At 62.0% G+C, this 20,469-nt stretch carries 17 protein-coding genes and 2 pseudogenes; 10 read left to right on the forward strand and 9 right to left on the reverse strand.

Translation table 11 applies throughout. The features are described 5' to 3' along the window. Positions 1-202: 202 nt before the first annotated feature. Together ABY44_RS40500 and ABY44_RS40505 are read right to left on the reverse strand one after the other, a co-directional pair. Positions 203-460, reverse strand: coding sequence for a DUF4148 domain-containing protein (locus ABY44_RS40500; RefSeq protein WP_011548555.1), 258 nt, complete (start codon positions 458-460; stop codon positions 203-205). 137 nt (positions 461-597) lie between these two features. Then, positions 598-1,542 carry a LysR family transcriptional regulator gene (locus tag ABY44_RS40505; RefSeq protein ID WP_011548554.1) on the reverse strand — a complete coding sequence of 315 codons (945 nt, stop codon included), beginning with the start codon at positions 1,540-1,542 and terminating at the stop codon, positions 598-600. 181 nt (positions 1,543-1,723) lie between these two features. Here ABY44_RS40505 and ABY44_RS40510 point away from each other — a divergent pair, with 181 nt between their 5' ends. The 3 genes from ABY44_RS40510 to ABY44_RS40520 all read left to right on the forward strand — a co-directional run bounded on the left by ABY44_RS40510 (position 1,724) and on the right by ABY44_RS40520 (position 5,590). After that, positions 1,724-2,647: a dihydrodipicolinate synthase family protein gene (locus ABY44_RS40510; protein WP_011548553.1), complete on the forward strand. Its 924-nt coding sequence runs from the start codon at positions 1,724-1,726 to the stop codon at positions 2,645-2,647. A gap of 236 nt (positions 2,648-2,883) precedes the next feature. Next, positions 2,884-4,326 (forward strand): MFS transporter, encoded by a 1,443-nt coding sequence (locus ABY44_RS40515; RefSeq protein ID WP_011548552.1) that lies wholly within the window; start codon positions 2,884-2,886, stop codon positions 4,324-4,326. A 190-nt stretch (positions 4,327-4,516) separates the two neighbouring features. Next, the gene (locus ABY44_RS40520) at positions 4,517-5,590 is read left to right on the forward strand and encodes a porin (protein WP_011548551.1); all 1,074 of its coding nucleotides are present in this window, start codon (positions 4,517-4,519) and stop codon (positions 5,588-5,590) included. Positions 5,591-5,821: 231 nt separating this feature from the next. Here ABY44_RS40520 and ABY44_RS40525 read toward each other — a convergent pair whose 3' ends face one another. Both ABY44_RS40525 and ABY44_RS40530 read right to left on the reverse strand, forming a co-directional pair. Beyond that, positions 5,822-5,983 carry a helix-turn-helix domain-containing protein gene (locus ABY44_RS40525; RefSeq protein ID WP_200094992.1) on the reverse strand — a complete coding sequence of 54 codons (162 nt, stop codon included), beginning with the start codon at positions 5,981-5,983 and terminating at the stop codon, positions 5,822-5,824. Further along, positions 5,980-7,147, reverse strand: a pseudogene (locus ABY44_RS40530) (IS3 family transposase). The gene ABY44_RS40525 and the pseudogene ABY44_RS40530 overlap by 4 nt, the downstream one beginning before the upstream one ends. Before the next feature lie 65 nt (positions 7,148-7,212). On the opposite strand from ABY44_RS40530, the pseudogene ABY44_RS40535 reads away from it, so the two are divergent. Next, positions 7,213-7,311 (forward strand): annotated as a pseudogene (locus tag ABY44_RS40535) (NnrU family protein); the annotation flags it as partial. Positions 7,312-7,517: 206 nt separating this feature from the next. Here the strand turns inward: ABY44_RS40535 and ABY44_RS40540 are convergent. From ABY44_RS40540 to ABY44_RS40550, 3 genes are all read right to left on the reverse strand, one after another. Then, the gene (locus tag ABY44_RS40540; protein ID WP_011548548.1) at positions 7,518-8,255 is read right to left on the reverse strand and encodes a sulfite exporter TauE/SafE family protein; all 738 of its coding nucleotides are present in this window, start codon (positions 8,253-8,255) and stop codon (positions 7,518-7,520) included. A gap of 275 nt (positions 8,256-8,530) precedes the next feature. Continuing rightward, the gene (locus ABY44_RS40545; RefSeq protein WP_011548547.1) at positions 8,531-9,106 is read right to left on the reverse strand and encodes a DUF488 domain-containing protein; all 576 of its coding nucleotides are present in this window, start codon (positions 9,104-9,106) and stop codon (positions 8,531-8,533) included. Next, the gene (locus ABY44_RS40550; RefSeq protein WP_011548546.1) at positions 9,103-9,330 is read right to left on the reverse strand and encodes a DUF2945 domain-containing protein; all 228 of its coding nucleotides are present in this window, start codon (positions 9,328-9,330) and stop codon (positions 9,103-9,105) included. The genes ABY44_RS40545 and ABY44_RS40550 overlap by 4 nt, the downstream gene beginning before the upstream one ends. Positions 9,331-9,569: 239 nt before the next feature. Here ABY44_RS40550 and ABY44_RS40555 point away from each other — a divergent pair, with 239 nt between their 5' ends. Together ABY44_RS40555 and ABY44_RS40560 are read left to right on the forward strand one after the other, a co-directional pair. After that, complete coding sequence (locus tag ABY44_RS40555; RefSeq protein ID WP_124675975.1) at positions 9,570-9,749, forward strand: hypothetical protein; 180 nt, start codon at positions 9,570-9,572, stop codon at positions 9,747-9,749. Between the two features lie 376 nt (positions 9,750-10,125). Next, entirely contained in the window at positions 10,126-10,416 is a 291-nt protein-coding gene (locus ABY44_RS40560; protein WP_011548544.1) for a DUF4148 domain-containing protein, read from the forward strand. A gap of 75 nt (positions 10,417-10,491) precedes the next feature. On the opposite strand, the gene ABY44_RS40565 is transcribed toward ABY44_RS40560, so the two are convergent. After that, the gene (locus ABY44_RS40565) at positions 10,492-11,664 is read right to left on the reverse strand and encodes a porin (RefSeq protein WP_011548543.1); all 1,173 of its coding nucleotides are present in this window, start codon (positions 11,662-11,664) and stop codon (positions 10,492-10,494) included. 74 nt (positions 11,665-11,738) lie between these two features. Continuing rightward, positions 11,739-13,088 (reverse strand): MFS transporter, encoded by a 1,350-nt coding sequence (locus ABY44_RS40570; RefSeq protein WP_011694456.1) that lies wholly within the window; start codon positions 13,086-13,088, stop codon positions 11,739-11,741. Positions 13,089-13,791: 703 nt separating this feature from the next. Here ABY44_RS40570 and ABY44_RS40575 point away from each other — a divergent pair. The 4 genes from ABY44_RS40575 to ABY44_RS40590 all read left to right on the forward strand — a co-directional run. After that, positions 13,792-14,769 (forward strand): AraC family transcriptional regulator, encoded by a 978-nt coding sequence (locus ABY44_RS40575; RefSeq protein WP_011548540.1) that lies wholly within the window; start codon positions 13,792-13,794, stop codon positions 14,767-14,769. Positions 14,770-14,984: 215 nt separating this feature from the next. Continuing rightward, a complete protein-coding gene (mdeB, locus tag ABY44_RS40580; protein WP_431643644.1) occupies positions 14,985-17,699 on the forward strand; it encodes an alpha-ketoglutarate dehydrogenase in 2,715 nt (904 codons plus the stop codon). A gap of 160 nt (positions 17,700-17,859) precedes the next feature. Then, positions 17,860-19,194 carry a dihydrolipoyllysine-residue acetyltransferase gene (gene aceF / locus ABY44_RS40585; protein ID WP_431643645.1) on the forward strand — a complete coding sequence of 445 codons (1,335 nt, stop codon included), beginning with the start codon at positions 17,860-17,862 and terminating at the stop codon, positions 19,192-19,194. A gap of 274 nt (positions 19,195-19,468) precedes the next feature. Further along, a partial coding sequence (locus ABY44_RS40590) for an FAD-dependent oxidoreductase (RefSeq protein ID WP_431643557.1) occupies positions 19,469-20,469 on the forward strand: 1,001 nt, incomplete at its 3' end.

Raw genomic sequence — 20,469 nt, forward strand, 5'->3', positions numbered from 1 at the left:
TAGGGCGGTGGCCGGCCGCGTTCGGCCAGGAAGGGACGCTCGCGGCCGCCGGCATCGTGACGTTCGAACGACGGTTCGTCTCCGGGAAGCGTCGCTGCATCTGTGGCCGACACCCCGTGCGAGAGATCATGATTCTGCCCCTGGCCGAATTCGGCCAGCCGAAACGAGGCGTGCCGGCTCTTCGTCCAAAGAACGGCAAAAATCAGTGCTGCTGTGCGCCGGATTGAATCGCGGCCTGACGCTGCGATGACGTTTGCTCAGCCTGCAATCGCGCTTCAGCCTTTTGGAGCCCCGCCGGGTAGTCCACATCAACGGAAAGCGGGTTGTAGCCGGCTTGTTCGAGGTTCGCAAGTTCGGCGCGTACTTGTGCGCGCGAGAGCGGCATGTCGCTCTGGGCGAACGACGTAAGGGGAGCCGAGGCGAGCAGGGCGAGGCCAGCCGTCACGATAATCTGTTTCATCACATACGTAATTTTGGGCGTCGGTTCAACTGAAGTACTGCTAGAAGTCTCGAAGTATATGCGCCTAAAGCTAGGTATTTACCCTTATTCTGACAATACTACATTGCGAAAAGCACACTGTTGCGCGCGTACAGCTTTCAGATGGACCGCAGAAAGGCAGCGGACACGCCCAGTCGCAGGTCCGAGGAGAGGGCGCGCGACCGCGCGATCTCCTTGGTGAGCTGCTTCACCGTGCGGCACGCCAGCGTCAGTTCGCCGTGGGGCGACATGGCCAGCGCAATGAAGCGCGGCACGGACGGCTCAACCACCATTGACGCCTGCAACCGGCATTCTTTTTCAAGAGTGGCAATCGCGTAAGGTCCGAGCAACCCATAGATGCCGCCATCGGCCACGATGTGGCCCTGCAGACTCAACGAGTCGGCTTCTGCCGCAAAATTCAGGGAGACCTGATGTTCACCGGCAATTTGTTCGAGCCGGTCGCGCCAGCTATTGGGGCGGCAGAAAAAGACCAGCGGAATCCCGTCGAGCTTTGAAAAAGCAATAGTAGGGTGCTTGGTCAAAGGGTCGCCTTCCGCGCCGACCAGGTAAGTCGCCGCCTCAACCAAATACTCGTCACCGTCTTTCGGCGTCGGGCTATTTCGAAAGAGGATGGCGAGGTCAACACTGCCGTTTTCCAACCACGTATCCAACAAAGCCCCCTGACCCTCGCGCACCTGTAACTGCACTAGGGGATAACGTTCTCGAAGGCGATGGTAGAGCGTGCTGACCAGCGGATGAGCGGTGGAGGGCAAGATTCCGAGTCGGACCACGCCGATCGGCTCTCCGGCCGAACTGCGAATGTCGTTGGATAACTGTTCCGTGCTGGCCAGCCATGTCCTGACGCGCGGGGCAATCCGCGCCCCCAAATCGGTCAATACCACGCCGCGCCCCGTCCGTTGGAACAGGCGGCCGCCGCAGTATTGCTCCAGTTCAACGATCTGGCGGCTGATATGTGGCTGGCTGGTTCCGTAGGCAACGGCCGCCTTGCTCAAGCTCCCGAGTTCCGCCGCGTCGATGAAAAGCTTCCAAGCCGCGTAGTCCACTTTCCGGCCTCCAATCAGATATGTCAAATCAGTATATCTGAAATGTGCTGCTAGGCAGTTCTCGCATGAGGCGTCCATCCCTACACTGCAACGCATGCACCGTTGTTCCAGCTTGAAGCGAAACGAGCAGCGGGCTCTCCTCTACGAAAGAGGAGCGGAAAAGCTCACATTTGGAGACGTCATGAAAGCAATCGATCTGCGCGGTCTGGTCCCGGCACCCGTTACCCCTTTCACCCGCGACGGCGCGGTGGACCATGCAGCAATTCAACGTCTGGGCTCCTGGCTCGGCAGCATTGAAGGCGTGAAAGGTCTGACGGTGCTCGGCCACGCTGGCGAAGGCACGTTCATGACGCAGAAAGAACAGGCTCAGGTCATCGAAAGCTTCGTTAAGTCCGTCGACGGCAAGATTCCGGTCATCGCCGGTATCACGCTCGAAGGTACGCAAGTCGCCGTCGACGAAGCGAAGCGCGCGGTCGAGGCCGGCGCGTCGGCTGGTCTGGTGTATCCGTCGCACGGCTGGTTGCGCTTCGGCTACCAGAAGGGTGCGCCGCAGGACCGCTACCGCGCCATCTACGAAGGCAGCGGCCTGCCGCTGATCCTGTTCCAGTACCCGGATGCCACCAAGGCGACGTACAACCTCGAAACGCAACTCGAAATCGCCGCACAGCCGGGCGTGTTCGCGATGAAAAACGGCGTGCGCAACATGCGTCGCTGGGATGTTGAAATCCCCATCATCCGTCGCGAGCGTCCGGAACTGCAAATCCTGACCTGCCACGACGAGTATCTGCTGCACACGATGTTCGACGTTGACGGTGCACTGGTCGGCTACGGCGGCCTGGCCCCCGAGCCGCTCATCGAGCTGATCAAGGCCGGTAAGGCGAAAGACTACGCGGCCGCACGCGCGATCCACGATCGTCTGCTGCCCGTCACGCGCAATGTGTACCACCGTGGCTCGCACATGGAAGGCACCGTGGCACTCAAGCACGGCCTCGTGGCTCGCGGGATTCTCGAGCACGCGACGGTGCGCTCGCCGCTGCTGCCGCTCGCGGAAGGCGCGGACGTTGAAATCGCCGACGCACTGCGTTCGGCAGGCCTCGTCGACTGACGCGGAAGCGGCGCATTCATAGCCGTTATGACGATAGCGAAGCGCTGCCCCCGCTTCGCTATCCGCGTTAAGCCGTCACGGCGACGCACGAACGCTCGTTTCGCACGTCGCCCATAACAGGATCGGGAAACGACCAAACAAGCTCCAACATCGCGACACTACAAGACAGAAGCGCGACGGTGCTTAAAAAAGACGAAGTCCGAGGGCCCATAAAATGCAGCTTTTCAGGAGACAGCATGAACACCCCTTTGACCGCCTACAGCGTCGGTGTTGGTCAATCCGAGAGCGCAACGCGCACCACGAGCGAGCAGTTGCGTGCGGCGAACCTGCTGTTCCGAATCGAGAACGTACCGTTCTGCCGGTGGCACACCAAGGCCCGTATCATCATGGGCAGCGCGACCCTCTTTGACGCATTCGACGCCCTATCGCTTGCCTTCGTACTGCCCGTATTGATTGGCCTCTGGCATCTCTCGGCCGGCCAGATCGGCGTGCTGATCGCCGCCGGCTATCTCGGCCAGGTCGTAGGCGCGTTGGTGTTCGGCTGGCTCGCTGAGCGCATCGGTCGCGTACCGAGTGCGACGGTGACTGTGGGCGTGATGTCGGCCATGAGCATCGTCTGCGCATTCACCGGCAGCTTCCATATGCTGTTCCTAATGCGCTTTCTGCAAGGCATCGGCGTGGGAGGAGAAGTGCCCGTCGCGGCCACGTACATCAACGAGCTGTCGCAAGCGCACGGCCGGGGACGTTTCTTTATTTTGTACGAACTCATTTTCCCGCTGGGTTTGCTCGCAGCCGCGCAACTGGGGGCGTTCATCGTCCCCCGCTTCGGTTGGGAGTACATGTTCCTCGTGGGGGGCATCCCGGGCATAATTGTCGCCTTCCTGATCGCACGACTCCCGGAATCGCCGCGCTGGCTCATTTCAAAGGGGCGCTTCGATAAGGCGGAAGGAATCATCGAGCGACTGGAGGCCAGCACGCCCAAGCGAAACCTTGATACGAAAACGCAGAAGGCCGAAGTTGATGAGCGCGTGGTCGGCCTGCTGAACGGCCTGCAGTCGAAGCAGACGGGATCGTGGAAGGAACTTTTTTCGCCGTTCTACCGCGGGCGCACCATCGTAGTGTGGTTACTTTGGGCGACCTCATATTTTGTCGCGAACGGCATCAACAACTGGCTGCCCAGCCTCTACAAGACGGTCTACCATCTGCCGCTGCAAGAGTCGCTTCACATGGCGTCCATCTCGAACGTCCTGAGTACGTGCGGGGTGCTTGCCTGCGCGTTGCTGATCGATCGTGTCGGGCGCCGCCGCTGGGCAATGGCCTGCTTCATCATCAGCGGGATCCTGCTCGCCGCTCTGGGTATTCATGGAGCAGGTAGTGCCTGGTCAGTGATGTTCTTGGGATCTTCCGCATACGCAGTGATGGCAACCACAACCGTACTGCTGTACCTGTACACACCTGAAATCTATCCGACCCGGATGCGCGCGATTGGTACTGGCCTCGCGACGTCCTGGCTGCGGGCCGCTTCTGCTGCCGCGCCTGCGATCGTGGGCGTCGTATTGACAGGGAAGGGCATCGCGGCGGTATTCATCCTTTTTGCGGTGGTCAGCGCTGTGGGTTTCTTTGTAGCTTCGCGAATGGTGGAGACCACCAATCGCGCTCTCGAAGAGATCTCCCCGTAACCGCTCGCATCCCTTGCCGCTCCTTCTCCTGATGTGAGTCAAGGGGAAGGAGCGTCCTGGTTCGAAACACCGATAATTTCAGCGCGACAGGTTCACAGATAGCGACAACGTTCCACGACTCTGTTTGTAGTCCTTATCGGATGTCGTGCGGCAAAGATCGCATATAACAAAACGAATGGAGACAACGGAAATGAAAAAGGCACAACGGGTCATGGCCCGCGCTTCGATGCGGAAAGTCGCTGGCACACTTGGCGTAGCAGCGATGCTCAGCGCCGGCCTCGCATTGACCTCTGTCGGCGCCCGCGCAGATAGTGGTTCGCAAGTCCAGCTGTATGGGATCGTCGGCACCTATGTCGGCAGTGTCAAACGTAGCGATACGCCTCAATCCACGGTACTCATAGGCAGCGGCGGATTGACCACATCATTCTGGGGAATCCGCGGCAAGGAAGATCTGGGCGGCGGTGTCAGCGCCATCTTCGCTCTGGAGAGCTTCTTCCAGCCTCAAAACGGCGCGCAGGGCCGCAATGCCACAGACCCGTTCTTTTCACGCAATGCGTACGTGGGCTTTCAAGGCGACTTCGGTCAGTTGACCTTCGGGCGCCAAAGAAATCCGACCTATACGGCCGAATCCCTCATCAACCCGTTCAGTTCGTCGACTGTCTTTTCGCCTCTCGTCCTCCAGACGTTCGTGACCAACTATGGTGGCACGATCATTGGCGATACGGTGTGGAACAACACCGCCAAGTACACAACACCGGACTTCAAAGGTTTCGGCGCAACCGTGATATATGGCCTGGGTGGCGTTGCGGGGTCGCCCGGCGTCGGCAATCTCGGCGCGCATTTGAATTATCAAGGTCACGGTCTCACGGCAGTGGTGTCCGGCCAGCGCGTACGCTACACCGCAGCGGGGCCAGTGGGCGCACAATACGCCTACCTCGCGGGCGCGGCCTATGACTTCAAGCTCGTGACACTTTATGGCGCGTGGGCGATGACAAGTGACGTGAGTACGCCGACAGGCAGCCACACGTACGAGGCGGGTTTTTCGATCCCGTTCACACCGGCCGATTTCCTGCTTGCTGAGTGGGCGCGTACGCAACGGTCCGGTCCTACGCATACGACCAACAGCCTTCGCAATACTGCCGCACTCGGTTACGACCATCTGCTGTCCAAGCGGACGGACATTTACGCAATTTACTCTATCGACAAGCTGAGCGATCATCCCATCGGCAACACCTTTGCCGTCGGCATTCGGCACACGTTCTAGAAAGCGTTCACCCTTTTGTCGTCACTTCCTGTCTCTGAAAAGCTCGGCGGCGAGGTCGGTTACGGGCCGGTCATATACGAGGGGCGTTCGGGATTCGCAAATTCCGCCGAGTCTGGTGCTAAGCTGCTGATTCGAGAGGGGAAACGCTGACATCCGCTCGGTAGTCCGTGACAGCGACGTGGACGCCAGCAGCGACAAGTGCCAGAACCCAGGCACCTCATGCGAAGGGATTCAGGGGCCGTCTTGCCTGAGCGCCGAGCGCACCGCTTGCGGGGTTTTTCCGGTCCATGCCTGAAATGCCCGCGCGAAGGAGTTGGGATCTTCGAAACCCAGCAGGAAGGAAATTTCTGCGCCGGACATTGATGAATTGACGAGGTAGTGTGTAGTGGTCAACTAATCCCGGACACTGCGTTAAGTTTTTCTTCCGCAACCGCCGGCGCCAGTCCGTCATTGAACTGATGCGGCCGTATCCAGTTGTACCGGTGCATCAGGTAGTGGCTGATGTCCCGGTGTGCCTCCTGCGCCGACATGTAGCCCACTGACGGTAGCCATTCGGTCTTGAAGCTGCGGAACAGCCTCTCCATCGGGGAGTTATCCCAACAATTTCCTCGACGGCTCATGCTCTGCTGTATCCGATAGCGCCAGAGGCGCTGACGGAATTTCCGGCTTGCATATTGGCCGCCTTGATCCGAGTGAAACAGCAAGCCTTGCGGTCGACCACGTTGCTCATAGGCCATCTCCAACGCCTGCACGACCAGATCGGCATCAGGGCGTGTCGAGAACGCCCAGCCAACAACCCGACGCGTGAACAGGTCGAGTACTACGGCCAGATAATGCCAACGTCCCTGCGCCCAGACATACGTGATGTCACCACACCACACCACACCTGATTCGGCGTACCAACCTCGAATTCGCGATTGAGATGGTTCGGGATATCGATCCGCTCGACCGTGGCCTGCTTGTAGGCATGGCGACCCGGCTGCTTGCAGATCAACCCGAGTTCTTCCATCAAGCGGCTGACCTTGAAGCGTCCAATCGCCGTACCTTCCTCGCGCATCATGCCCATGATGCTGCGACTGCCAGCAGAGCTTCGACTCTCGATGAACAGCTCGTGTACCCGGCTACGCAGTACCATGCGCTCGGTATCAACGCGTCGGGCTCGCCCTCGGTGTGCATACAGGCAGGACCGCGACACGTCGAATACCGCGCAGATCAGCTCGACCGATTCGCTTGCGCCAATCTGATCAATTACTTCGTACGTTCGATGCCTTCCGACATCAAGAGCGCGGTAGCCTTTTTTAAAATGGCCTTCTCACGCTCGAGGCGTTCGATACGCGCCTCGAGTTCCTGAATACGCTGTTGATCCGGCGTGATTGCCTTGCCCTGCGGCGTGACGCCCTGGCGTTCCATCTGAAGTTGCTGCACCCAGCGGCGCAGCACCGTCTCGCCGACGCCGACCGAGCGGCTTGCTTCCATATGGCTATAACCCTGGTCGAGCACCAGACAGGCGGCTTGCTGTTTGAACTCCGGGGAAAACGTACGTCGTTGCTTGCTCATCAGACACCTCTTCATGGCGACCATTCTCGCCTAAATCAGTGTCCGGATTCATTAGACCACTACAGTCGGGCGATGTGTCGGCGATCGCGGCCGGCGTCGTCGGGTGGGCGGTGTTTGCGCTGTTCCTGCACGACCCGTTGATCGGCGTGCGGCCGTTCGGTTGAACGTTCCGCGTACGCAGGCTCGGCGACCGCGTCACGCTGATCGGCCGCGGCCCGGCGCGCGAGCGGCAGGCATCGCCCGGCCTACCGGCCGACGCATTGCAGATCGGCGGCAGCATTGACCGACGGCGGGCACGATCGCGCGGCGGCTGGCGAGTTCGCCCGCGCATCGACGCGAGCGCATAGCGACGACGCTCGCGGCGCGCGCGTCAGATCGGCCTGACGAACAGCCCGACCGTCAGTGCCGCGCCGATACAGACGATCGCGATCCGCAGCACGCGCTCGTTCACGCGGTGCAGCGCCCATGCGCCGAGCAGGCCGCCGACGATCGCGCCGCTGCCGAGCGCAAGCGCCGCGCCCCAGTGCAATTGCGGCGAGGTGACGAACAGCAGGACCGCCGACGCGTTCATCACGCCCGCGAGAGCGTTCTTGGTCGACATCGCGTGACGCGGCGACAGGCCGGCCATCGTGAGCGCGGCCATCATCAGGAAGCCGATGCCGCCGCCGAAATAGCCGCCGTAGATCGCGATCAGGAACTGCGAGATCCCGGCCGCCATCGGGCCGAGATGCTGCGCGGCCTCGGTCGGCTTGCGGAAGAAGCTGCCCCATGCGAACACGACGGTTGCGAACAGCACGAGCCACGGCACCAGCTGCGAGAAGATCGACGACGGCGTTTTGAGCAGCAGCAGCCCGCCGAGCGCGCCGCCGATCACGCTGATCACGAACAGCGCGCGAAACGACAGCGTGCCTGCGCCGCGGACCATCTTGCGGCTTGCCCAGCCGGTCGTGACCTGGCCGGGAAACAGCGCGACCGTCGACGTGATGTTGGCCGCGAGCGGCGACATCCCCGATACGATCAGCGCCGGTAGCGTGACGAATGAACCGCCACCCGCGAGGGCATTCTGGAGACCGGCCCACAGGCCGGCGAGGATGATGAGGACGAGCATCGGTGCGCAGGAAGGGTAGCGTGGCAGGGCGCGCCGGCGGCGAGCGCGAGCGCGAAGGTGGCCCGATGGTAATGCAGGATCGCGTCCGCGCAAAGGCGGTGCGTGCGCTCCGTTTCAGACGCGCACGGGCGGCCGCCGTGCGGCGGCGCATCGGCCGGCTGCGTCAACCGGTCGTGTCAACCCGTCGCATCAACCAACCGCGTCACCCAACGGCGTCACCCAACGGCGTCAACCAACGGCGTCAACCAGCCGGCGCGGGCAGCGCCGACGCCCGGTCATTCGTTCGATTGCGCCGCGGCATCTTCCTGCGTATCGCCGTCGGCGTCCGGATAGACGATCGCACCGTCATCGCGGACCGTCGCGCCGGCCGTGATGCGCGCCGGCTCCACACGATTCAGGCCCATGATGTGCAGCACCGTCTCGCCGCGCGCGAGCAGGTAGTCGGACACGATACGCCGGTGACAGCGCCACCAGACGGCCTCCGAACACATGAGCGCGCAGCGCTGCTGCTCCCCGAGCGCGATCAGCCGCGCGAGGCCGGCGCGGAATTCCGGCGACAGCGCGTAGTCGGCGTACCGATGGAAGCTGCGGTTCGTCCAGAAGCCGTTGAGTGCGTCGGGCACGTCGCGCGACTTGCCGCGCAGCCCGCCGAGCTCGGCGATGTGCTCGTAGCCGATGTCGGCAGCGGCCAGCGCGTCGGGCAGCGTTGCCTCGTTGAACTGCGGGTTGGTGCGCGAGCGCGTCATCTTGCGGATATCGACGAGCAGCGTGATGTCGACGGCCCGCAGCATCGCGACGAGTTCGTCGAGCGTGCGGTTCGAATGGCCGATCGTGTAGAACGGGAGCGTCACGTGCGCTCCTTGCCGGCGACGCGTTCGAGCACGCGGCCGCGATGCGCGGCGATGTGGTCGGTGCGATCGCTTTTGATTTCGTATTGGGGATCGTCGGGCGACGCGCGATGACGATGGCCCTTGTAGTCGAAATCCTGCGTGTGCACCGCGATGATCGTGCCGGTCACGTAACCGGCTTCGGAATTCCAGCGGACATGGTCGCCCGGTTCGAACGGCGTCGTCATGCGTGAGCCTCCTCGTGGTGATGCTCTTGCGATACGGCCGCAAGCGGCGGGTGGAGCGAGCCACGCCAGTATGCACGTCGCCGCGCTTTCGCGCGTGCGAGGTGCATCGTGTGGGGCCTCGGTCAGGCTCGTCCATGCAATCTGCATGCCCCGTATCGACGTCTGAAGTGACATTTTTACTTCGCGAACGTTGACGACTTTGCTTTGGCCGACGGCTCGACGACGATCAGGCGAAGCAGATGAAAGTCGATCCCGATCCGATCGTCCGGCATTTGGCGCTGTCTCCGAACGACCGCCTCGAATCGGCGCGCGGTTCGGCAATGGACCGCCGACAGGACATCGTGCATCAGCAAAACTCTGGCAGTTTTTGCAGATGCGTTGTCATCTTCCACAAATTCATGCTGGCTGGATGTCGATAAAGTACGCATCACGCAGACGCTTCAAAGCACCGACGTGCCGGGTTCCCGTGCTTCGACCCGGTAGTGAACAAGCGTTGTGCGATGTCGATGGCCGCGATGCGTCATGAACCCATGATGCAGCGCTTCGAGCGCTGCTCAGCACCATCGACGGATTGCCGAGAGATCGACCGTAAGGTCGGGTCAGATTGGGGAGTTAATCATCATGAAACTTGTCATTTCGAAAGTCGCAAAGGCAATCGTGTCCGCGTGCGCCATTCAGAGGGCCGACGTCATGGTCTGCAATTCGGCGGGACAGCAGATCCCGTACGTCATGTTGTTCACCATGTATGGCTTCGTCTGAGCGCGGCGCCACGGCCTCACAAGGAAGGAGATTCTCATGCGCACGACAATTGCAGCGATACTCTGGTTCGTCACGTGCATCCCGTTTGCCGCGAGCGCCGGTGTAGTCGATGCGGGCTGCGCCGCGGCCGTGGTCACGAGCGGAAAGACGCGCGCCGAAGTGCGGGCCGAACTCGTTCAGGCAGAACGCGACGGCTGGATTTCGACTCACTCGCCCAGGCAGCGGACCTATCCGCCCGATATGGCGCAGGCTCGCCGGAATCGGGATGTCCGCGATGCAGGCGCGGTGGCGACGCCATCCTTGCAGGCGTCGAACCAGCAGCCTTGAACAATGACCCTGGCGTCCGCATGCTGGCGCTGCAATATCGCTGCATCGTCATGTAGGCTCCAGGGCGAGCCACGCTCAGAACTTATGTCGTATAGCGAGCCGATAAACCATCTGGTGGTTATTCGACGAATCTCCGGAGCCGCCGATGTTGGCGACGGCTGGCGCGCCCGTCGACGATGTGCCCGAAGCGCGCTGCCAGCCGCCGGAGAAGTACACGTCGGTACGCTTCGACAGCAGATAATCCAGCGTGAACGCCACCTGATTGTAGTGCTGGTTGCCGACGGCATTGCCTTGTGCCGTCGTGACGCTCCGCGCGTTCATGTAGTCGTACGCGACGCCGACGAAAAAGACCGGCGTGACACGGTAGTTCAACCCGATGTCGTAGTTGTTGAAGACGGCGGTACCGTTCATGAACCCCGCACCGAGATTGGCGTATTGAACGTTCGAATACGATGCGCTGATCGTCGCGTTTCCGATCGTGTAGGCCGCCGCGATGACGGCGTCCTGATAGGCCTGCGCGACCTGATAGGCCGAGTTCAGAGAGGAGGCCAGCAGATTGAAGCCGCTTGCATAGTTGGTGAACCATCCGTTGCCTGGCGTCGAGGTCGGGTGTTTGAAGTAATCGAACGCCGCGCCGATCTGAAGCGGACCGTGTGTGTAACCGACTCCAAGCGAATAGCCCGACATCGACGTGAAGTCGCCGGGTACGCCGCCAAGGCTATATTCGACGCCAAAGGAGAAGCCGCGGAAGTCCGGGCTCATGTAGCGCACGGAGTTGTTGAATCGCACGCTGTTGCTGGTGTTGTCGAAATCTCCCGGATGCGCGCTCGGCAGGTCGCCAACCGCCGCGGATCCGGCAAGAAACTCGGGGAAATACCACACCATGTCGTATTGACGGCCGGCGGTGAGAGAGCCGTAAGTGTCGCTGCTCAGTCCGACGAAAGCCTGCCGGCCGAACGCCGTGCCGCCCTGGGCAAACTGTCCGTTGTTCACGTTGATGCCGGACTCGAGCGTAAAAATCGCCTTGAGACCGCCACCCAGGTCTTCCTTGCCGGTCAGCCCCCAGCGGCTGCCGTCGATGCCGTCCAGCGAGTCCATGTAGACGGCTTTGCCGCCGCCTACGTTGGTCTGGTAATGAATGCCGTTGTCGATCTCGCCATAGAGTGTGACGCTGCTCTGGCTATGCGCGACGGAACTGGCCAGCCCCACGAGCGAGCCGACAATGATTTCGATTTTTTTGGTTTTCATGAGATCTCCGCAATCAAAAGGCCATACAAAAGAACGGTTCACTTGACGTTCATCGATTCAGCGAGCGGTACCGGTCAGGCCGAAAAGGATTTCTTCAGGCCGTTCTTCGTCAGGCCATAGCAAGCGCCCATCAGCGCCACGCAAGCCGCTGCAATGAGGATTGGCGCGGCTGCCACGCGAAACATCGCGTCGACGCTCCAGTTGTTCGCGTACAGGACGCCCGCGAGGTAAGTGCCGCCCGCGGCGCCGAGCCGACCGAATCCGTAGGCCCACGCGACGCCCGGGGCGCGCAATTCCGGGCTATAGAACAGCGTGCACAACGCGATCGCGCAGGTTTGTCCGCCGCTGATGCAAAAGCCGCAAAAGAAGATCGTCGTGAGTAAAGCGAGATGCGATGAGCCGATCGCGATGGAGATTGCGTACATCGACACGGCGCCGCCGACGTAGACCGCGGACAGAATTCTGTAAGGGCTCGTGCGATCCATGATGGGTCCCATCAGCAGACTGGCCACCATGCCGCCGATGATCACGGTGATGGTCGCCCAGACCACGAGCGCGGGTGGGAACGAGATGGACGCGAGAACGGTCGGCAGCCAGCTCTGCAGAAAATAGAACGCGGCCAGGTTGATGGCGAATACGGCCCACAGCAGGAATGTCCCCACGCGGAATTGTGCGGAGAACAACCCGAGCACACTTGCGTCTGCCGGCTTCTCTTCGTGAGTGACCAGTTCGCTGTCCGCTTGCAGCGTGAAATCGGGAAAGAGGCGCTTGGTTGCACGAAGCAATTCACCGGGCTGCGCGTTCGCCGACAGGTAGGCCACGGATTCCGGCAGCAGCGGGACGAGCAACACCGTCAAGCCGACTGCCGCGAGCCCGCCCAGCCACAGTGGGCCTTCCCAGCCGAACCGCGGGATCAACGCGCTGCTGCAGATGCCCGCGAAGATGAACCCCAGCGCATATCCCATGTAGACGAGAATGACGAAAGTCGCGCGGGTTCTCTTCGGGCTGAATTCCGAAACGAGGCCCACCGCGCAAGGCGTGGCCGCTCCGAGCCCGATGCCGGTGAGGAACCTCAAGGCGATCAGCTGCGGCACGCTGGTGGCAAAGACGGTCAGGACGGTGAACAGGCCGAAAGCAGCGGTTGCCACGAAAGCGATCTTCTTCGTGCTGAAGCGTCGGGTCGCGAACGGAATGCCGAAATTGCCGATCAGCAACCCGAAGAACACCGCTGAAAAAATCGCGCCGAATACCGCCTTGGGCAGTTGCCATTCTTTCGCGAGAACGGGCACGATGAAGCTGATGACCTGGGTGTCGAAGCCGTCGAAAAGCATCAGCAGCGCGCAGAAGGCGACGATGAAATACTGCCTCCTGCCGATTCTGCGACTGTCGATGATGTCGTAGACGTTGATTTTCCGTATTTCCACATCGTTCTCCTCGCGTTAAAAGAAAAGGTTTTACTTCGGGTATTGCATTTTCTTGCCGGGTTAAAGGTGGTGGCGCGAATGGGCGAGCATTCGGTGCCATTAAAATGGGATTGAAGAATCGACGATTAATGCGACGAATACTTGATAAATTTACGAAGCTGATTGTTGATGCAAATGCGGCGGCCCGGCGGATTCGATCGACGACCGTGCCGTCCCGTCCCGAACGGGGCGAGCGCCATGCACAATGGTGCGGCGCCATCGTCCGTTCGGTATTGGTGTGAAAAAACTGTCTCGCTTGATTTATTATTCCGTCGCTCCGTATTTCATTGCGTTTGAAGAAATCCGGGGCGCCGGGATCGTGAAGTCATCTTGATTGCACGGAGAAATATTGCCGCAGTCCAGGCAGTATTTATTATTCTTGTGTTGCCGCGGCGGTGCTCCGTTCGGCAGATTGTGCGGTGAGAGCGGTCGATCGAAGCGTAATTCGCGGTCGGTGGCCCGCTGAACTTCGCGGTGCCGTCCACGCCGATCTGCTCGACGCCATCGTGGGGTTCGCCCGGCTCGTCGAGCGTGCACGTGACGCGCCACAGCCCATGTACGAAGCACAATCGGGGCCGAACCGGACTGCATGGGCATCGACACCGTCGAACCGCTCACGCGCGAGCCCGGACGTCGGGCGTCCGGGAAGGGGCGGTCTCGCGCAATGAAGTCGTGGCGCCATTCCAGCGTGGCACGTGATGCGGCTGTGCCTGCTTATGCTTCGCATCGTTCGCCACAATTTCAACATGTCGCTAGAATGCCCGATATGAACCGTTACGTTAGCCTTCCTGATTTTGCGGATCCGGACGCGATCGATCGGCCGGCGGTAGCGATGTGCATGCACGTCGACGAGCATGCTGCCGAAATTCCGGTTCACAAGCATCAGAAGGGGCAGCTGGTGCTGGCGTTGCACGGCGCCGTGACCTGCCGGGTCGCGGGCGCGTTCTGGATCGTCCCGCCGCAATGCGGCGTCTGGATTCCCGGCGAGATGCCGCACAGTAACCATGCGACACCCAATGCCCGGCTTTGCTATCTGTTCGCCGAGCCCGGTGTCGTCGACTTGCCGACGGAGTGCTGCACGCTGTCCATTTCGCCGATGCTGCGCGAAATGATTCTGCATCTGGCCGGTGCGCCGCTCGACTACGAGCAGGGCGGCCATACCGACCGGCTTGCGCGCGTGCTGTTGCATGAGCTGACGTTGATGCCGGTCGAGCGCCTCTATCTGCCGGTTACGGATCATCCGCGCATCCGGCAGATGGCGGACGCATTGAACGCCAATCCCGGCGATCGCAGCACCGTCGCGCAATGGGCGAAGCGTCTCGCCATGAGCGAGCGTTCGCTGGCAAGACTCGTCGTCAGTGAAACGGGACTGACCTTCGGCCGCTGGCGGCAGCAGTTGCAACTGCTCGTTGCGGTGCGCGAGCTTGCCGGCGGCGCTTCCGTGCAACGCGTGTCGGACGAGCTCGGCTATGAGTCGGTAACCGCCTTCATCACCATGTTCAAGAAAGCGCTCGGGCATTCGCCAGGCCGCTATTTCGCCGCGCTGGCTCGCACGCAATCGGAGGCCGGGCTCGCGCCGGCGGCTGCGACCGAGATGGACGACCGAGCGGATGGCGCAGCGGACGTTGTGGGCGATGCATGAAGCCGCGCCTTCGCCCATTTTCCCGCCCGTGACGCCGGGTTCTCCATGCGAGACCGCGCGCATCGAATAGAAATGCTGTAGATCGCGCATTCCGCAGAAGACACTGCAGCCGATACCGCTTTGGCGGCCTTCAATACGACCACACATTCTGCGGCATCCCCCGTAATCTTTGCGCACTCGCCACTGAACTCGCATTGCTTTTACGGAGTTGCAAGATGACCGACTTATCGACGGGGACACCCTCGATCCTTTCCCTGGGCCAGACGAAAGTCGACGACGACCCACTCGAAACCGCCGAATGGCTCGATGCGCTCGATGGCGTGGTTCGGCATGCCGGTGCCGAACGGGCTCAGTACCTGTTCGATCGGCTCGCGGCCCACGCGTCGTCCAACGGTATCGCAACGGCGCGCCTCAATGTCACGCCCTACGTGAATACGATCGCCGTCGCTCAGCAGCCGCCGTATCCGGGAGACTTCGATATCGAAGAAAAGCTTGCCGCCGCGCTGCGCTGGAATGCGCTGGCCATGGTCGTGCGGGCCAATCGCGCCTACGGTGAACTCGGCGGGCATATTGCCAGCTATGCGTCGGCGGCCGACCTGTTCGAAGTGGGCTTCAATCATTTCTTTCGCGGCGCGAACGATGCCAACGGTGGCGATCTCGTCTATTTTCAACCCCATTCCGCGCCGGGCGTTTACGCGCGGGCTTACCTCGAAGGTTTTCTCGACGAAGCGCATCTCGAGCATTACCGACAGGAAATCACCGGTGCGGGCCTGTGTTCCTACCCGCATCCGTGGCTGATGCCGGACTTCTGGCAGTTCCCGACCGGCTCGATGGGCATTGGGCCGATCAACTCGATCTACCAGGCGCGCTTCATGCGCTATCTGCAGAACCGCGGACTGCAACGCACGGAAGGCCGCAAGGTGTGGGGCTATTTCGGCGATGGCGAAATGGACGAACCCGAGGCGATCGGCGCGCTGTCGCTGGCCGCGCGCGAGCGGCTCGACAATCTCGTGTTCGTGATCAACTGCAATTTGCAGCGGCTCGACGGACCGGTGCGCAGCAATGGCCGCATCATCGACGAACTCGAGGCGCAGTTTACGGGGGCGGGCTGGAACGTCATCAAGGTGTTGTGGGGTTCGGACTGGGATCCCCTGTTCGCACGCGATCGCAGTGGGGCGCTGTTGCGCGCGTTCGCGCACACCGTGGACGGCCAGTTCCAGACTTTTTCCGCCAACGACGGTGCCTACAATCGTGACCGCTTTTTCGGTCAGAACGCCGAACTGGCCGCACTCGCCGCGCATCTGAGCAACGACGATATCGACCGCCTGCGGCGCGGCGGCCACGATGTGCGCAAATTGCACGCTGCCTACGACAAGGCGTCGAAACACAGCGGGCAACCTACGGTGATTCTCGCGAAGACGATGAAGGGCTTCGGCATGGGCTCGATCGGCCAGGGGCGCATGACCACACATCAGCAGAAGAAGCTCGACATCGAACAGTTGAAGGCGTTTCGCGACCGCTTTCGCCTGCCGCTCTCCGACGACGATGTCGAACAACTCAAGTTCTACAAGCCGGACGAAAGCAGTGCCGTCATGCAGTATCTGCACGCGCGCCGTGCGGCGCTGGGCGGCTACCTTCCGCGCAGGCGCACAGCGGCGTCGCACGCGCCGGCCGTGCCCGCGATGTCGTCGTGGGGACGATTCGCGCTCGATACCAACGACAAGGAAATGTCGACCACGATGGCGTTCGTGCGCATGCTCGGCAACCTGTTGAAGGACGCCGAGCTGGGGCCGCGTGTGGTGCCCGTCGTCGCCGACGAGGCGCGCACCTTCGGCATGGCGAATCTGTTCCGGCAAATCGGCATCTATTCTCCGCTCGGTCAACTGTACGAGCCGGAAGACATGGGTTCGATGCTTTATTACCGTGAGGATACCGGCGGCCAGATTCTGGAAGAGGGCATCTCCGAGGCGGGCGCGGTGTCGTCGTGGATTGCCGCGGCGACGTCATACAGCGTGCACGATCTGACGATGCTGCCGTTCTATATCTACTACTCGATGTTCGGTTTCCAGCGCATCGGCGACCTGATCTGGGCGGCTGCCGATCAGCGCGCGCGCGGTTTCCTGATCGGCGCGACGGCCGGCAAGACGACGCTCGGCGGTGAAGGTCTGCAGCATCAAGACGGCACGAGCCACCTCGCGGCCTCGACGATACCGAACTGCCGCGCGTACGATCCGGCCTTCGCGTACGAAGTGGCGATGATCGTCGACGAGGGCATGCAGGAGATGATCGCGCGTCAGCGCGACGTCTTTTACTACATGACGGTCACCAACGAAAACTACGCACAACGTTCGTTGACTGAAGCGGATCTCGATCGCGTCCGTAGCGGCGTGCTCAAGGGGATGTACGTGCTGGAGCCCGCACAGATCGAGATCGCGCAGGTGCAGTTGCTCGGCTCGGGCGCGATTCTCGGTGAGGTCCAGGCCGCGGCACGGATGTTGAAAGACGACTGGAATATCGACGCGGCCGTCTGGAGCGTGACGAGCTTTACCGAATTGCATCGCGACGGCGTGTCCGCGGAGCGTGCGCAGCGGCTACTGGATCACGGCGAGCCTGCGGTGGCCTACGTGACGGCCGCCCTGGGCGCCGCACGTGGACCGGTGATCGCCGCGACCGACTATGTGCGCGCCGTGCCCGAGCTGATCCGCGCGTATGTACCGTCCCGCTACGTCGTGCTCGGCACCGACGGCTTCGGGCGCAGCGATACACGTGCGGCGTTGCGTGCGTTCTTCGAAGTGGACCGTGCGTCGATCGTTATCGCCGCGCTGAAAGCACTCGTCGACGAGGGCCGGCAGGACCCTGACGTCGTGCGTCAGGCGATCGACCGATACGGGCGAAGCGGAACCGGGCTGACCGAACCCTGGCTGGTCTAGCCCGTTGACCGGTGAGCGTCGTGCGAGCGGCGCGCGAAGTGGCTGCTCGAAGGCCTTGCGCGTCCATCGGTCCATCGCGGGAAATCCGATCGAATCAAGTGCGTCCGACCTGATGAAGAGGGGGCGTTGACTGTTGAAATGCTTGCTGTTGGAGACGAATGTGCGGGTGACACGAATAGAAGTGCCGGATATCGGCGATTACAAGAACATCCCCGTGACCGAAGTTCTGGTGGGAGTCGGACAACGCGTCGAACGGGAGCAGTCGCTCGTCGTGCTCGAGTCGGACAAGGCGACGATGGATGTGCCCAGTCCCACCGCTGGCGTGATCAAGGAGATGAAGGTCGCCGTCGGCGAGACGGTGTCGCAAGGCACGTTGATCGCGCTGCTCGACAGCGACGGCGAGCGGCAGGACGACGCGGCGCCTGTGCCTGCGGCCGCCTCGGCTGCGCGCGATCTCGCGTGTCCGTCGGCGAATGTCGCGACAGGGCTGGTGCCGGCGCTTGCGCCGGCGCCCGAACTGAACTCCGCATCCGCGCCATTGCATCGCGCGCCGGCGCGCGAAGGCGAGCCGTCTCGCGCCAGCCACGCATCGCCGTCGGTGCGCAAGTTCGCGCGCGAGCTCGGCGTCGACGTCGCGCGCGTGTCGGGCAGCGGCCCGAAGGGCCGCATCACCAAGGACGACATCACGGGCTTCGTGAAGGGCGTGATGTCGGGCCAGCGCGCGGCGCCGGGCGCGGCAGCCGCGCCGGCAGGCGGCGGCGAGCTGAACCTGCTGCCGTGGCCGAAGGTCGACTTCGCGAAGTTCGGCCCGTTCGAGCCGAAGCCGCTGTCGCGCATCAAGAAGATCTCGGGCGCGAACCTGCATCGCAACTGGGTGATGATCCCGCACGTCACGAACAACGACGAAGCGGACATCACCGAGCTCGAAGCGCTGCGCGTGCAGCTGAACAAGGAGCACGAAAAGGCGGGCGTGAAGTTCACGATGCTCGCGTTCGTGATCAAGGCGGTGGTGGCCGCGCTGAAGAAATTCCCGACCTTCAACGCGAGCCTCGACGGCGACAACCTGGTGTTCAAGCAGTACTACCACATCGGGTTCGCGGCCGACACGCCGAACGGTCTGGTCGTGCCGGTGATCCGCGATGCGGACAAGAAGGGCCTCGTCGACATCGCGAAGGAAATGGCCGAGCTGTCGAAGGCCGCGCGCGACGGCAAGCTCAAGCCCGATCAGATGCAGGGTGGCTGCTTCTCGATCTCGTCGCTCGGCGGGATCGGCGGCACGCACTTCACGCCGATCATCAACGCGCCGGAAGTGGCGATCCTCGGGTTGTCGCGCGGGCAGATGAAGCCGGTGTGGGACGGCAAGCAGTTCGTGCCGCGGTTGACGATGCCGCTTTCCCTGGCGTTCGATCATCGCGTGATCGATGGCGCCGAAGCCGCGCGGTTCAATGCTTATCTTGGCGCGTTGCTCGCGGATTTCCGTCGCATCATTCTTTGATGAGAAGAGGGGCTCGCGGGGGCGTGCGTTTTTGTCGGTGCGCCCCGTACTGTCGTTGAACCTGTTTTGCATACGGTCTGCTAGCGTCGCCCCTGCGCGGGGCGGCGGTTACTTTTCTTTGTCTTCCAAAGAAAAGTAACCAAAAGAAAGGCGCGTCCTTGGGCGGACAGCAAAGGTGGTTCTGCCCAGGTTCGCGTTCTCTTGTCAGGCCGTGGCCGGTTCATCGTGCGAGTTTCCATTCCCTCTCTCCGTAGCCAACAAGAAGGGGACGTACATGAGTCTCATCGAAGTCAAAGTTCCAGATATCGGCGATTTCAACGGCATCGATGTCATCGAAGTCAACATCAAACCCGGCGATGTGATCGAAAAAGAGCAAACGCTCCTCACGCTCGAATCCGATAAGGCATCCATGGAAGTGCCCAGCCACATCGCAGGCACCATCAAGGAAATCAAAGTCAAAGCCGGCGACAAAGTCTCCCAAGGCACCGTGATCGCACTCGTCGAAGCGTCCGCAAACGCCACCGCACCGGCGAAAGCACCAGAGCCCGCCAAGCCCGTCGCGGCCGCGGCACCGGCAGCGGCTCCGGCACAGGCCGCAGCCGCTGCCGCTCCGGCGCCGCAAGCCGGCAGCTACGGCGGCTCAGCCGACATCGAGTGCGACATGCTCGTGCTCGGCGCCGGCCCCGGCGGCTACTCGGCCGCGTTCCGCGCCGCCGACCTCGGCATGAAGACGGTGCTCGTCGAACGCTATTCGACACTCGGCGGCGTATGCCTGAACGTCGGCTGCATCCCGTCGAAAGCGCTGCTGCACACGGCGCTGGTCGTCGAGGAAGCCGCAGCGCTCGCGTCGCACGGCATCACGTTCGGCAAGCCCCAAGTCGACCTCGACAAGCTGCGCGACTTCAAGGGCGGCGTCGTCAAGAAGCTGACCAGCGGCCTCGCCGGCATGGCGAGGGCGCGTAAGGTCGAAGTCGTGACCGGCATCGGCGCATTCGTCGACCCGTTCCACATGGAAGTGCAGGGCGACAACGACAAGAAGATCGTCAAGTTCAAGCAGGCCATCATCGCCGCCGGCTCTCAAGCAGTGAAGCTGCCGTTCATGCCGGAAGACCCGCGCGTCGTCGATTCGACCGGTGCACTCGAGCTGCGCCAGCTGCCCAAGCGGATGCTCGTGATCGGCGGCGGCATCATCGGCCTCGAAATGGCGACGGTGTACTCGACGCTCGGCGCCGAGATCGACGTCGTCGAAATGATGGACGGCCTGATGATGGGCGC

The organism is Burkholderia sp. ZZQ-2 (assembly GCF_050768715.1).
In the GTDB taxonomy this organism is placed as follows: Bacteria; Pseudomonadota; Gammaproteobacteria; order Burkholderiales; family Burkholderiaceae; genus Burkholderia; species Burkholderia cepacia.